Raw genomic sequence first — 12,168 nt, 5'->3', positions numbered from 1 at the left:
CGGCATGCCTGTCCTGTTAAAACGGCAGCGCGCGTCAGAGCGGGCCGCCGTTTTCGATTTCTATAGACGGCGCTGAACCGCGGCACGTTCGTGCTGCGGTCGGGCAGCCGCGATCACTTGCGCAATTCGGAAAGGACCTCGGAGTTGCGGCAGAAGTCCGGCACCTGGCCCGCCGGCAGGTCCATCCTGTCCAGCATGTTTTCGCAGGCGCAGGGCTGGGCGCAACCGGTACAGCGCAAGACCGCGTCCTCGATTTCCGCGATCGTGATGCGTCCGCGCATCGCGGCCTCCTGCAGGTCGATTCCGGCCTGCGCTGCCATGCGGTCCACCAGGATCGCGTGGCGTTTCAGGGTTGTCCGTCCAAGCATCGCAGCCTCCTTGCATCCCATGCCTGGACACGAGACTGCCACTTGCGGCGAGGCTGCGCCTTGATGCAGGTCAAATCTGGCTGGCGGTGCGGCGGACGATATCGATGCGCGCGGCATTGGGCGGATGGGTGCCCAGGAAGCGGTTGCCTGGATCGGGGATGCGGGTGAAGAATCGCGCGCCCCGGATCGGATCGTAGCCCGCGCGCTTCGTGATGATCGTGCCCAGCCGGTCGGCTTCGAGTTCGAAATCCTTGGAATAGGTCCGCGCGCCCACTGCGGCGCCGAATTCCTCGGCGGTGCGGACATTGGCGGCGCTGGCGCCGGACATGGAGGCGAGACCGGAAAAGATCACCGCGCCCACGGCGGCGTTCTGCTGCATCCGCCCGAGATGCCCCATGATGTGATGCGACGCCTCGTGCCCCATGACAAAGGCCAGTTCGTCGGCATTCTCGACCGAGGCGATAAGCCCGAGGTTGAAGGCCAGCAGCGGCTGGCCGTTCCGGGCGACGGTCTGGAAAGCGTTGGGCGGCTGGCCCGGGCGGTCGTCGACGACGATCAGGAAGTCGCAGTTCATACGTGGCGCCACGCGGCGACATTCGCGTTCGGCGACAGGTTCGACCGTCTCCACGACCTCGACAAAGTTTCGTGCCGCGCGATCGGCGCGCTGGCGCAGTTCGGCCTGACTGGAGTTGCCGGACTGGGTCTGGGGCGTCTGCTGTGTCCGTTCCGGAACCGGCAAAGGCCGTGCGACCGGGGCCGCCTCGCAGGCAGCAAGAGCGACAAAAAAAACGAGGGGCAGCCAGCGCATGGGATCTCCTGTGAGTTGATCCAGATTTAGGCCGGCGGCAGTCCAAGGGCCAGTCACATTTTCAGGACGGGCGGCGGGGTGCCGAAACGTCAAAGGCCCGCCGTGGGGCGGGCCTTTCGTGTCCTGTCCTGTGCGTCGGGATCAGCCGAGCTTCTCGGTCAGTTCCGGCACCGCGGTGAAGAGATCGGCGACCAGACCGTAATCCGCGACCTGGAAGATCGGCGCCTCTTCGTCCTTGTTGATCGCGACGATGATCTTGCTGTCCTTCATCCCCGCGAGGTGCTGGATCGCCCCCGAGATGCCGACGGCGATGTAAAGCTCGGGCGCCACGACCTTGCCGGTCTGGCCGACCTGCCAGTCGTTCGGCGCATAGCCCGAATCGACCGCCGCGCGCGAGGCGCCGACGGCGGCGCCCAGCTTGTCGGCCAGTTTCTCGATCAGAGCGAAGTCGTCCTCGGACCCGACGCCACGGCCACCCGAGACGACGATGCCGGCAGAGGTCAGCTCGGGGCGGTCGGATTCCGCGACCTTGTCCGACACCCATTCCGAGAGGCCCGGGTTGTCGGCTGCCGAGATCGCCTCGACCGAGGCCGATCCACCGGTGCCGGCCGCGTCGAAGGTCGAGGTGCGGAAGGTGATAACCTTTTTTTCATCCTTCGACTTTACCGTCTGGATGGCGTTGCCGGCGTAGATCGGGCGCTCGAAGGTGTCGGCGTCGACCACGGCGGTCACGTCGGTCAGGATCATCACGTCCAGCAGGGCGGCGACGCGCGGCAGGATGTTCTTGGCATCCGTGGTCGCGGGCGCGCAGATGTGGCTGTAGTCGCCCGCCAGCGACGCGATCAGCGCCGCCACCGGCTCTGCCAGGCGGTGACCGTAAAGATCGTCCTCGGCGCAGAGCACCTTTGCCACGCCGTCGATGGTAGCAGCCTCGTCGGCGGCGGCCTTGGCCGAGGCGCCGCAGGCCAGAACGGTCACGTCACCCAGCGCCTTGGCGGCAGTCACGGCCTTGGCCGTGGCATCCATCGCCAGCGCGCCATCGTTGATTTCGGCAATCAGAAGTACGGCCATTATACAGCTCCTGCTTCTTTGAGTTTCGCCACGAGTTCGTCGACCGAGCCCACCATGATGCCGGCGGCGCGCTCTTCGGGTTCGCCGGTCTTGACGATCTCGAGCCGCGGGCTGACGTCGACGCCGTAATCCTCGGGCGTCTTCTCGTCGAGCGGCTTCTTCTTGGCCTTCATGATGTTGGGCAGCGAGGCATAGCGAGGCTCGTTGAGGCGCAGGTCGGCCGAGACGATGGCCGGCATCTTGACCTTTACGGTCTGCAGGCCGCCGTCGACCTCGCGGCTGACCACGGCATGGTCACCCTCGACGTCGATCTTGTTGGCATACATCGCCTGGCTCCAGCCCAGCAGCGCCGCCAGCATCTGGCCGGTTGCGTTCATGTCGTTGTCGATCGCCTGCTTGCCGCAGAGGACGAGGCCCGGCTCTTCTTCCTTGACGATGGCGGCAAGGATCTTGGCCACCGAGAGCGGTTCGATGTCGGTGTGCACGTCGTCGGCGGCGGTCACCAGGATGGCGCGGTCTGCGCCCATGGCGAGCGCGGTGCGCAGGGTTTCCTGGCTCTGCTTGACGCCGATTGAGACGGCGATCACTTCATCAGCCTTGCCGGCCTCTTTCAGGCGGATCGCCTCTTCGACGGCGATCTCGTCGAACGGGTTCATCGACATTTTCACGTTGGCAAGATCGACGCCGCTTCCGTCCGCCTTGACGCGAACCTTCACGTTGTAATCGATCACGCGTTTGACAGGCACCAATACCTTCATCGGCAGAAATCTCCCTTGGCTGTTCGGCCGCACGCAAGGTGCGGCTTTGACACGTTCCTCGCGGTGATACCGCTTGCCGCGCCGGGGAAACAGGGCAAAATCGTCACGTTATCGCCTTCCGACGCCGCGTTTTGCCGATTCCGGCAGCTTCCCTATGACAGGTAAGCCCGAGTCGCGCGGCGCCCATCCCCCCTAATCGTCGCAGATCGTTTGCAGCGCGGACCACCCGCCGTCGTCCAGCAACGGCGTGGGGGTGAAGTCCTCGGGCGTCGCTTCGCGGGCGGCCTCGATGCGGTCGCCGAGCGCGGGATGCGACAGGAAGTGCGCCACCAGCCCCTCGGGTTCGCCGCCGAGTTCGCGCATCCGCCGGAACATCTCGGCCAGCGCGCCGGGCGCGACATCGGCGGCCAGCAGCAGGTCGTGGGCGAAGGCGTCGGCGCCGGCCTCGGCGGCTTGCGTGTACTGCGCGTCGATCAGCCGTTCGGCAAGGAAGAGCACCACCGCACCCCCGGCGAAATCACCGAAGAGCAGCCCCAGCACGCCGATGGACCCGGCGGAGCGCAGGGCGTGGCGGGTCGGATCGCGGCTGACCACGTGGCCCAGTTCGTGCGCCAGCACGGCGGCGACCTCTTCGGGTCTCTCTGCCGTGTCGATCAGCCCGCGGAACAGCACCACCTGCCCGCCGGGCAGTGCGAAGGCGTTGACCATCTCGTGGTCCAGTACGCTCACCGTGATCTCGAGCGGCATTGTCTGGCCGTCGGTCAGCCGGTCGGTCATGGCGGAGAGCGCGGCCATGCCCTCCGGCGCTTCGCAGAGCGGCACCGGCGCCACGCCGGTCTGGTCGAGCGCGGAGCGGATCTGCTCCAGCGTAACCTCGCCCAGGGCCCGTTCGCCCTCGGGTGGGATGAAGACCGCCAGTTGGTCGGCCAGGCGCGGCACCAGCACACCGATGATCAGCGCGACCGAGGCGACGGCGGCCATCGCCCAGAGGACCAGCTGCCGCCGCTTGGTCACTGGCGCGCGGCAGCGCAGGTTCGGCAGGCGCGGGGCCAGGTCGCGGTCGGACAGCAGCAGCCGTTGCAGCGGGTCGTCGCGCAGCCGCAGCACGAACAGGTCGCCGCCCGCCTGGTCCGGCACCTCGCGGATCGCCGTCAGCGGCCAGCGAAGGTCGATGCCGTCGTCGCGGGCAATGACAAGCTCCTGCGCGGTCTCGTCGATGCCGAGCCGCACGGGTTCGGGCCGCGGGCACGCGCCGTCGAGATACTGCGCCTCGGCTGCAAAGGGCGCGGGGGCGGCGCCGACGCGCAGGAGCGTGCTCATATAGACGCCCCCACATCCAGCGCCTCGGCAAAGCCTTCGGCCTGCACCACCTCGTCGCGCGGGCGCTGCCGGATCGCCTCAATCCGCGCGGGGTTCAGGACACGCAGGCCGCGGGCATAGTGCCGCGTGACCGGCATGGTGACGAAGGTGTGGGTCAGCGCGGACCAGATCAGGAATATGGTGAAGTAGAGCATCGCCGACACCCCGATCAGCAGCCAGCGCGGCAGGTTTTCCAGCAGCACGATCTGCGTCGCGCCGCTTTCCGTCGCAAGCTCTGCGAAATGCAGGCCCATGATGACGAACCCCAGCACCATCAGCGGCAGCAGGATGGCCACACCCGCCAGCAGGTAGCCCAGCACGTGGATCATCAGGATGCGGAAGGGGCTGGCGTCGAGCGTCAGCGCCACGCCGTCCAGCGTCTTGTTTGCGGTGAGCATCTCGAGCGTGCGGACCCGGTAATGGACCAGCCCGTAGACCGCCGCCGCCGCCGCCAGCATGGCAAGACCGATGCCGGGGGCGGGGGTCGGCCCGAAATTCAACGCCAGCGCCGCCACACCGGTCAAGGCCGCGGCGCCAAAGAGGGGTCGCATCGCCGGGTAGAGCATCTGCCAGCGGCCGCCCTGGACCATCATCGCCGTGCCGTAGGAGGTCCGGTCGGTGCGGTATTTCTCAAGATGAAAGGTCATGCGCGGCAGCAGTAGGCCGAGGCTCAGCAGCGTCACGGTCCAGTGCCAGAGCGCCCTTCCCGCGTAGCCCCAGGCGCCGGGGGCCAGGCCGAAGCGCAACCCGCGCCAGCGCGTGCGGGCCAGGATGTAGCGGCGGGCGCGATAGCGGGCGTAGAACCACAACGGGATCACCCCAAGGAAGCTCAGCAGGTAGGCCGCGCCGTTGCCCTGGAAGAGCGAGAAGCTCAGGAACATCAGCAGCAGGTTCACGATGCCGATGTAGAAGGCCAGGATCACCACCGCGATCAGGAAGCCCAACAGCTTTTCGATGGGATCGCCCACGTATTCCAGCGGCTGCCCGCCGGGGCGGATCGCCGACCAGTACCAGCGCCGCAGCCGGGTCTTCATCCAGAACCGGTAGATGCCCAGAGTCAGCACCGTGAAAAGGCCGGTCTTGAGCGCCAGCCAGAAGAGCGGCGCGCGGCGTCCGGCGAAATCGGTGCGCAGCCCGTCATGGTCGGGCGAAGTGTCAGGTGAAGGTGTTGTCGCGGGGGAAGCCGCGCGGGGCCATGCGCCCCGATCCGGCGCGCTTTCCGGTCCATTCGGCGAGGTCGGCTTCGGTTCGGGTGCGTCCGGCCGGGTCGCGCCAGGAGAGGCCTTCCCCCAGGGTGAAGGTGGTTGCATCCGAGAGGCCCCCGTCCTTGTACTTTTGCAGCCGCACGCCCTTGCCGCGACCCATTTCCGGAAGCTCGTCGAGCATGAAGACCAGAACCTTGCGGTTCTCGCCCACCACCGCGACCGCGTCGCCGGTCACCGGTTTGCAGACCTTCGCGCGGGTGTCGCCGCGCACGTTCAGCACCTGCTTGCCGGTGCGGGTCTGGGCGATGACCTCGTCCTCGGGCACGACAAAGCCGTCGCCCGCCGAAGAGGCCACCAGCAGCTTGCGCCCGGGCTGATGGATGAAGAGGTCGACGATCTCGGCCTCGTTGGGCAGGTCGACCATCAGGCGCAGCGGTTCGCCCATGCCGCGGCCGCCGGGCAGGTTGGCCGCCGACAGCGTGTAGAACCGCCCGTTCGATCCGAAGACCAGCAGCCGGTCGGTGGTTTCGGCGTGGAAGATGAAGCGCGGCCCGTCGCCGTCCTTGAACTTCAGCTCGCGGTCGAGCGCGATATGGCCGGTCATGGCGCGGATCCAGCCCATTTTCGAGCAGACCACCGTGATCGGCTCGCGGTCGATCATCGCCTCGAGCGGCACGTCGGGCGTGTCCGTCGCCTCGGCAAAGACGGTGCGGCGCGCGCCGCCCGCGTAATCCTTGCCGAAGCGTTTGCGCACGTCGCGCAGTTCCTCGGCGATGGATTTCCACTGCAGCTCTTCGGAATCGAGCAGATCCTCGAGGCCCGCGCGTTCCTCCATCAGCGTGTCGCGCTCCTTGACCAGCTCAAGCTCTTCGAGGCGGCGCAAGGACCGCAGGCGCATGTTGAGGATGGCCTCGGCCTGCACGTCCGACAGCCCTTCGGACCGCCCGACAAAGCGCCGCGGCACCGCCGCCGGGCCGCCGTCGTCGGCCAGCACGCCGCGCGCGATGGCCTCAGGGTCGTCGCGCAACTCCAGCGACTTCACATCGATGCCGACCAACGGCGAGACATAGTCGGCCTCGGTCATCGCGCGGGCAATGCCGGACTGGTGGGCACGCGACCAGTCCTCGTACATCAGCGCCGCCTTGGGGTCGTCGTCGTAGCGGATGATGTCGATCACCCGGTCGAGGTTCAGGAAGGCGATGATCAGCCCTTCGAGCACTTCGAGCCGGTTGTCGATCTTGGCCATCCGGTGGCGCGACCGGCGGATCAGCACGTCGCGGCGAAAATCGAGGAAGGCGCGCAGCACTTCCTTGAGCGAGCAGACCTTGGGCGTGACGCCGTCGATCAGCACGTTCATGTTCATGCTGAACCGGACCTCGAGGTCCGAGTTGCGGAACAGCATCCCCATCAGCACGTCCGGATCGACGCTGCGCGACCGCGGTTCGAGCACCATGCGGATGTCCTCGGCGCTCTCGTCGCGCACGTCGGCGAGGATCGGCACCTTCTTGGTCTGTATCAGCTCCGCCAGCCGTTCGACCAGCTTGGACTTCTGCACCTGGTAGGGAATTTCCGTGACCACGACCTGCCACTGGCCGCGGCCCAGGTCCTCGACCTCCCATTTCGACCGCAGCCGGATCGACCCGCGCCCGGTGTCGTAGGTCTGGGCGATGCTCTCGCGCGGCTCCACGATGGTGCCGCCGGTGGGGAAGTCGGGGCCGGGGACGTATTGCAGCAGCGTGTCGTCGCGGGCATCGGGCGACTTGATGAGGTGCAGGCAGGCCTCGATCAGTTCGGCGATGTTGTGCGGCGGAATGTTGGTGGCCATGCCGACGGCGATGCCGCTCGACCCGTTGGCCAGCAGGTTCGGATAGGACGCGGGCAGGACCACCGGTTCCTTGAGGCGTCCGTCGTAATTGTCGCGATAATCGACGGCGTTCTCGTCGAGTCCATCGAGCAGCGCCTCGGCCATGATCGTCATGCGCGCTTCGGTGTAGCGGCTGGCGGCCGGGTTGTCGCCGTCGATGTTGCCGAAGTTGCCCTGGCCGTTCACCAGCGGATAGCGGATGGTGAAATCCTGCGCGAGGCGCGCCATGGCGTCGTAGATCGCCGCGTCGCCGTGCGGGTGGAAATCCCCCATCGTGTCGCCGCTGATCTTCGCGGATTTCAGGAAGCCGCCGGTGGAACTAAGGCGCAGCCGGCGCATTGCATATAGGATACGCCGGTGCACGGGCTTCAACCCGTCACGGGCATCCGGAAGCGCGCGATGCATGATCGTGCTGAGCGCGTAGGTCAGGTAGCGATCGCCGATCGCACGGCGCAGGGTCTCGGAGGACTCGCGCGGGGTCATGTTGGGGTCATCGACGGTGTCGCTCATAGATGCTGTGATAACTTCGCGCTCCGGCCCCGTAAAGCCGCGGTTGGGGAATATTTCCGAGCTTTTCCCTTAGCCGGGCCAAAGGAATCGGATAAGTTGAAAATGTGCCCCGATGACTGCTGCTGCCGGGTCGGGGACGCGACGGGGGATGTTGTTCGATGAAGCGTTTTATTTTTCTGACTTTCGCTTTCATGGGCTGGGGTTTTTACGAGATGAGCGGCGGGGCCGACTTCCAGGCTGGCCCTGATCTTGCGTCCGCGCAGGCCACGCCCTCCGACATCGAGGCGGACGTGGTGGCACGAGCCGACACCAGCGGCAACGAACTCATCAAGCTGACTCCGGTAACCGAGGTGCCCGAACTGGATATCACCCTGGCCTCTGTCGACAGGGCGCCGACGCCGCAAGCGGAGCCCGAGACGGATGCCGAACAGCTTGCCGCACTGGTTGTCGAGGGTATCTCGGCATCGGAGACCGACACCGTGGCCGGCTCTGATGCGGCGGACGCGCCCGAAGAAACCGATACTGCCGGGAACGCTGGCGTCCTCTATTCCATCGACGATTTCAACCGGACTGCCACGGCGACGCAGGATGTGCGTGAAGTCTCTGGCTCGCGGGTCAACCTGCGCAACGGGCCGGGCACGAATTTTTCCGTCGTCGACCAACTGGGACGCGGCGACGAGGTGATCGTCCTGCAGAATACCGGCGATGGCTGGCTCAAGCTCAAGGTCCCCGCGACCAACCGCGTGGGCTGGATGGCCGATTTTCTCGTCACCGCCTCGGCGGAGTGACCGACACGCCATGACGGGCCTTGCCCTGTCGCGCCTGCTTCTGCATGACAGGGTCGACAGGGGGCGCCATGCAGAAATCCATCCTCATCACAGGCTGTTCGAGCGGCATCGGATATGACAGCGCGAGAACCCTTCGCGACAAGGGCTGGCGCGTCTTTGCCTCCTGCCGCCGTGCCGAGGATTGCGCGCGGCTGAGGGAAGAAGGCTTTGACAGCCCGCGCATCGACTACGAGGATCCCGAGAGCATCGAAAGCGGTCTGGCCGAGGTGCTGGAGGCGACGGGCGGCCGGCTCGATGCGCTCTTCAACAACGGCGCCTACGCGATCCCCGGTCCGCTGGAAGATGTCTCGGCGGCGGCCCTGCGGACGATCTTCGAGGCCAACCTCATTGGCTGGCACGATCTCACCACCCGCGCGCTTCCGGTGATGCGGGCGCAGGGGCACGGGCGCATCCTGATGAATTCCTCGGTGCTGGGCGTCGTGGGCATGAAATGGCGCGGGGCCTATGTGGCGACGAAATTCGCGCTCGAGGGGCTGTCGGACGTGCTGCGAATGGAGATGGCGGATGCCAACATTTCCGTCGTCCTGATCGAACCCGGCCCGATTGAGACGGCGTTCCGCCAGAACGCCATCCGCCAGTTCGAAAAATGGATCGACTGGGAACGCTCGGCGCGGGCCGACCAGTACCGCGACTCGCTGCATGACAAGCTCTACAAGGGCAGCTCGGGCGGACCGCAATGGCCGGCTTCGGCGGTCACGGCCAGGGTCGTCCAGGCGCTCGAGGCGCGGCGCCCGCGGCCTCGCTACTACGTCACCACACCGACCCATGCGATGGGGCTGCTGCGGCGGCTGCTGCCGACCCGCTGGCTGGACGCCATTCTGAGCAAGGGCTGAAGGTCGCATTCGCTTTTGCCCGGCGATCCGCTACATCTGCCCGCATCTGACCCAAGCCCCGGAGGGCGACATGAGAGACGACCCCCTTTTTCTTCTGATGGCCGCGGTGATGATCGGCGTGGTGGTGATCCTGATGATCGGCATCGGCGGTTTCGCCAAGGGCGGGGAGTTCAATCGCAAATACGGCAACAAGCTGATGCAGCTGCGGGTGGCGGCGCAATTCATCGCCGTGCTGCTGATCCTGCTGTTCGTCTGGCTCAGAAGCGGAGGCTGACCCGATGGTAGTCCTGAACAAGATCTACACACGCACCGGCGACGACGGCGACACCGCGCTCGGCAACGGCGCGCGCGTGGCCAAGCATTCGATGCGGGTCACCGCCTACGGCACGACCGACGAGCTGAACGCCATCGTCGGGCTCGCACGCCTGCATGTGTCGCCCGAAATGGACGCGCAGCTGGCGCGGGTGCAGAACGACCTCTTCGACATGGGCGCGGACCTCTGCACGCCGGACATGGAGAAGGATGCCGAGCGCGAATACCCGCCGCTGCGCATGGCCGACAGCCAGACCAAGCGGCTGGAAAACGAGATCGACGCGATGAACGCGCGGCTCGAACCCTTGCGCAGCTTCATCCTGCCCGGCGGGTCGGCGGCCTCGGCCTACCTGCACCAGTGCCGGACCGTGGCACGGCGGGCGGAACGGCACCTCGTCTACCTCGCGACGATGGAGTCGGTGAACCCGGCGGCGGTGAAATACCTCAACCGCCTCAGCGACTGGTTCTTCGTCGCGGCCCGGATCGCCAACGACGACGGCAAGTCCGATGTCTTGTGGGTTCCGGGGGCGAACCGCGACTAGCGGCGGGGCGTCCAGTGGACGGCCCGGCCCCCGGAAGGGCGAACCGCGACTAGCGGCGGGGCGTCCAGTGGACGGCCCGGCCCCCGGAAGGCCGCGCCGCGACGAGCGGCGGGGCATATTGTCGGGCGTGTGCGACTGAGCGCCCGTTTTTCTCGAAAAAAACGGTCCGGAAATCTCGAGATTTCCGAAGGCTGACTCTGCACGCCGCGGCAAGATTGCATTTGCCTCGGCCGCCGGGCTATCCCTTTGGGCACACGAAGGGAGTTGCCCATGATCCGTCGCCTCATTGCCGGTCTTGTCCTGCTGACGCTTGCCGCCTGCGCCGATGGCGCGCGGGATTTGGAAAAACCGACCGAGCCGCTGGGCGACTTCAAGCTCGGCCACGCCATCGTCGTCACGCCCAACATCGTCAAGGGACCGGTGTCCCGCGAGGCCACGGACGACGAGTGGATCGCGGCGCTGGACAGCGCGCTCGAGACGCGGTTCCGGCGCTACGAGGGCGACAAGTTCTACCACATCGGCGTCAGCATCGAAGGCTATGTCCTGGCGCAGCCCGGCATCCCCCTGGTGCTGAGTCCGAAGTCGGTGATGATCCTGCGCGCGACGGTCTGGGACGATGCCGCGGGCGAAAAGCTCAACCCCGAACCCAAGGAGATCACAGTCCTCGAGGCGGTGAACCCGGACACAGTCGTGGGATCGGGCCTGACCCAGTCCAAGGAGGTGCAGCTGGAGAACCTGTCGGTCAACGCGGCGCTGCAGATCGAGAAATGGATGCGGCAGATGCAGCGCAGCGAGGGATGGTTCGGCGGATCCGGGGCCAATGCCGCCACCGCCGCGCGGCTTGCGGCCGAAGCGCGGTCGTCCGAAGCAGGGACCGAGGCGGCCAGGGTGGCCGCGAGCGCGCCGCTCACGGAGACCGCCGAAGCCGCCCCGGCGGAGTAGCGCTGCCCGCAGATTTGCTATCTCAAGCTTGATTTTCCCGCGCCGACTCAATATGTGCCGCTCCGATGGAAATCGGGCCGCGACGGCCCCCCAAGCACGAGGCGTCTGGAAAAGATGGCAAAGGCAAAGTTTGAGCGCAGCAAACCGCACTGCAACATCGGCACGATCGGTCACGTTGACCACGGCAAGACGACGCTGACGGCGGCGATCACCAAGTATTTCGGCGACTTCCGCGCCTATGACCAGATCGACGGCGCGCCCGAAGAGAAGGCCCGCGGCATCACCATCTCGACCGCGCACGTGGAATACGAGACCGAGAACCGCCACTACGCCCACGTCGACTGCCCCGGCCACGCCGACTACGTGAAGAACATGATCACCGGTGCGGCGCAGATGGACGGCGCGATCTTGGTGGTGAACGCCGCCGACGGCCCGATGCCGCAGACCCGCGAGCACATCCTGCTGGGCCGCCAGGTTGGCATCCCCGCCATGGTCGTGTTCCTCAACAAGGTCGACCAGGTCGACGACGAGGAGCTGCTCGAGCTGGTGGAAATGGAAGTGCGCGAACTGCTCAGCGCCTACGACTTCCCGGGCGACGATGTTCCGATCATCGCGGGTTCGGCTCTGCACGCCATGAACGGCACCGAGCCGGCGATCGGCGAAGAGAAGATCAAGGAGCTGATGGCCGCTGTCGACGAGTACATCCCGCAGCCGCCGCGCGCCACCGATCAGCCGTTCCTGATGCCGA

At 66.5% G+C, this 12,168-nt stretch carries 13 protein-coding genes; 6 read left to right on the top strand and 7 right to left on the bottom strand.

Features of this window, described 5'->3' with window-relative positions:
• Positions 1 to 113: 113 nt before the first annotated feature.
• The 7 genes from DU478_RS00065 to DU478_RS00035 all read right to left on the bottom strand — a co-directional run bounded on the left by DU478_RS00065 (position 114) and on the right by DU478_RS00035 (position 7,943).
• The gene (locus DU478_RS00065; protein ID WP_114508895.1) at positions 114 to 368 is read right to left on the bottom strand and encodes a DUF6455 family protein; all 255 of its coding nucleotides are present in this window, start codon (positions 366 to 368) and stop codon (positions 114 to 116) included.
• A gap of 70 nt (positions 369 to 438) precedes the next feature.
• A complete protein-coding gene (locus tag DU478_RS00060; RefSeq protein ID WP_114508894.1) occupies positions 439 to 1,176 on the bottom strand; it encodes a M48 family metallopeptidase in 738 nt (245 codons plus the stop codon).
• Positions 1,177 to 1,317: 141 nt separating this feature from the next.
• Positions 1,318 to 2,247, bottom strand: coding sequence for an electron transfer flavoprotein subunit alpha/FixB family protein (locus tag DU478_RS00055; RefSeq protein ID WP_114508893.1), 930 nt, complete (start codon positions 2,245 to 2,247; stop codon positions 1,318 to 1,320).
• On the bottom strand, positions 2,247 to 3,005 hold the full coding sequence (locus DU478_RS00050) for an electron transfer flavoprotein subunit beta/FixA family protein (RefSeq protein WP_114508892.1): 759 nt from the start codon (positions 3,003 to 3,005) through the stop codon (positions 2,247 to 2,249). Before DU478_RS00050 ends, DU478_RS00055 begins: the two co-directional genes overlap by 1 nt.
• A 192-nt stretch (positions 3,006 to 3,197) precedes the next feature.
• On the bottom strand, positions 3,198 to 4,325 hold the full coding sequence (locus tag DU478_RS00045) for a M48 family metallopeptidase (RefSeq protein ID WP_114508891.1): 1,128 nt from the start codon (positions 4,323 to 4,325) through the stop codon (positions 3,198 to 3,200).
• Positions 4,322 to 5,497, bottom strand: a complete 1,176-nt coding sequence (locus DU478_RS00040) for a DUF898 family protein (RefSeq protein WP_114509299.1) — start codon at positions 5,495 to 5,497, stop codon at positions 4,322 to 4,324. The genes DU478_RS00045 and DU478_RS00040 overlap by 4 nt, the downstream gene beginning before the upstream one ends.
• Positions 5,498 to 5,519: 22 nt before the next feature.
• Complete coding sequence (locus DU478_RS00035) at positions 5,520 to 7,943, bottom strand: DNA topoisomerase IV subunit A (RefSeq protein ID WP_114508890.1); 2,424 nt, start codon at positions 7,941 to 7,943, stop codon at positions 5,520 to 5,522.
• A gap of 158 nt (positions 7,944 to 8,101) precedes the next feature.
• Between DU478_RS00035 and DU478_RS00030 the strand changes: the two genes are divergently transcribed.
• The 6 genes from DU478_RS00030 to DU478_RS00005 all read left to right on the top strand — a co-directional run.
• Positions 8,102 to 8,731 carry an SH3 domain-containing protein gene (locus DU478_RS00030; protein WP_114508889.1) on the top strand — a complete coding sequence of 210 codons (630 nt, stop codon included), beginning with the start codon at positions 8,102 to 8,104 and terminating at the stop codon, positions 8,729 to 8,731.
• Positions 8,732 to 8,799: 68 nt separating this feature from the next.
• A complete protein-coding gene (locus DU478_RS00025) occupies positions 8,800 to 9,624 on the top strand; it encodes an SDR family NAD(P)-dependent oxidoreductase (protein ID WP_114508888.1) in 825 nt (274 codons plus the stop codon).
• Positions 9,625 to 9,694: 70 nt separating this feature from the next.
• On the top strand, positions 9,695 to 9,898 hold the full coding sequence (locus tag DU478_RS00020) for a twin transmembrane helix small protein (protein ID WP_114508887.1): 204 nt from the start codon (positions 9,695 to 9,697) through the stop codon (positions 9,896 to 9,898).
• 4 nt (positions 9,899 to 9,902) lie between these two features.
• Positions 9,903 to 10,478, top strand: coding sequence for a cob(I)yrinic acid a,c-diamide adenosyltransferase (locus DU478_RS00015; protein WP_114508886.1), 576 nt, complete (start codon positions 9,903 to 9,905; stop codon positions 10,476 to 10,478).
• Positions 10,479 to 10,748: 270 nt separating this feature from the next.
• Complete coding sequence (locus DU478_RS00010; protein WP_114508885.1) at positions 10,749 to 11,420, top strand: hypothetical protein; 672 nt, start codon at positions 10,749 to 10,751, stop codon at positions 11,418 to 11,420.
• 114 nt (positions 11,421 to 11,534) lie between these two features.
• A partial coding sequence (locus DU478_RS00005; RefSeq protein WP_114508884.1) for a GTP-binding protein occupies positions 11,535 to 12,168 on the top strand: 634 nt, incomplete at its 3' end.

Source organism: Thalassococcus profundi, from assembly GCF_003344785.1.
Taxonomy (GTDB): Bacteria; Pseudomonadota; Alphaproteobacteria; order Rhodobacterales; family Rhodobacteraceae; genus Puniceibacterium; species Puniceibacterium profundi.
This window is presented reverse-complemented; position numbering and strand designations above follow the sequence as displayed.

What these genes read in the sequence shown, in the direction of transcription:
- DU478_RS00020 (WP_114508887.1), top strand. Translation starts at nt 9,695, where the DNA reads ATGAGAGACGACCCCCTTTTTCTTCTGATGGCCGCGGTGATGATCGGC.
- DU478_RS00015 (WP_114508886.1), top strand. Translation starts at nt 9,903, where the DNA reads ATGGTAGTCCTGAACAAGATCTACACACGCACCGGCGACGACGGCGAC.
- DU478_RS00045 (WP_114508891.1), bottom strand. Translation starts at nt 4,325, where the DNA reads ATGAGCACGCTCCTGCGCGTCGGCGCCGCCCCCGCGCCCTTTGCAGCC.
- DU478_RS00065 (WP_114508895.1), bottom strand. Translation starts at nt 368, where the DNA reads ATGCTTGGACGGACAACCCTGAAACGCCACGCGATCCTGGTGGACCGC.
- DU478_RS00055 (WP_114508893.1), bottom strand. Translation starts at nt 2,247, where the DNA reads ATGGCCGTACTTCTGATTGCCGAAATCAACGATGGCGCGCTGGCGATG.
- DU478_RS00025 (WP_114508888.1), top strand. Translation starts at nt 8,800, where the DNA reads ATGCAGAAATCCATCCTCATCACAGGCTGTTCGAGCGGCATCGGATAT.
- DU478_RS00050 (WP_114508892.1), bottom strand. Translation starts at nt 3,005, where the DNA reads ATGAAGGTATTGGTGCCTGTCAAACGCGTGATCGATTACAACGTGAAG.
- DU478_RS00030 (WP_114508889.1), top strand. Translation starts at nt 8,102, where the DNA reads ATGAAGCGTTTTATTTTTCTGACTTTCGCTTTCATGGGCTGGGGTTTT.
- DU478_RS00010 (WP_114508885.1), top strand. Translation starts at nt 10,749, where the DNA reads ATGATCCGTCGCCTCATTGCCGGTCTTGTCCTGCTGACGCTTGCCGCC.
- DU478_RS00060 (WP_114508894.1), bottom strand. Translation starts at nt 1,176, where the DNA reads ATGCGCTGGCTGCCCCTCGTTTTTTTTGTCGCTCTTGCTGCCTGCGAG.
- DU478_RS00035 (WP_114508890.1), bottom strand. Translation starts at nt 7,943, where the DNA reads ATGAGCGACACCGTCGATGACCCCAACATGACCCCGCGCGAGTCCTCC.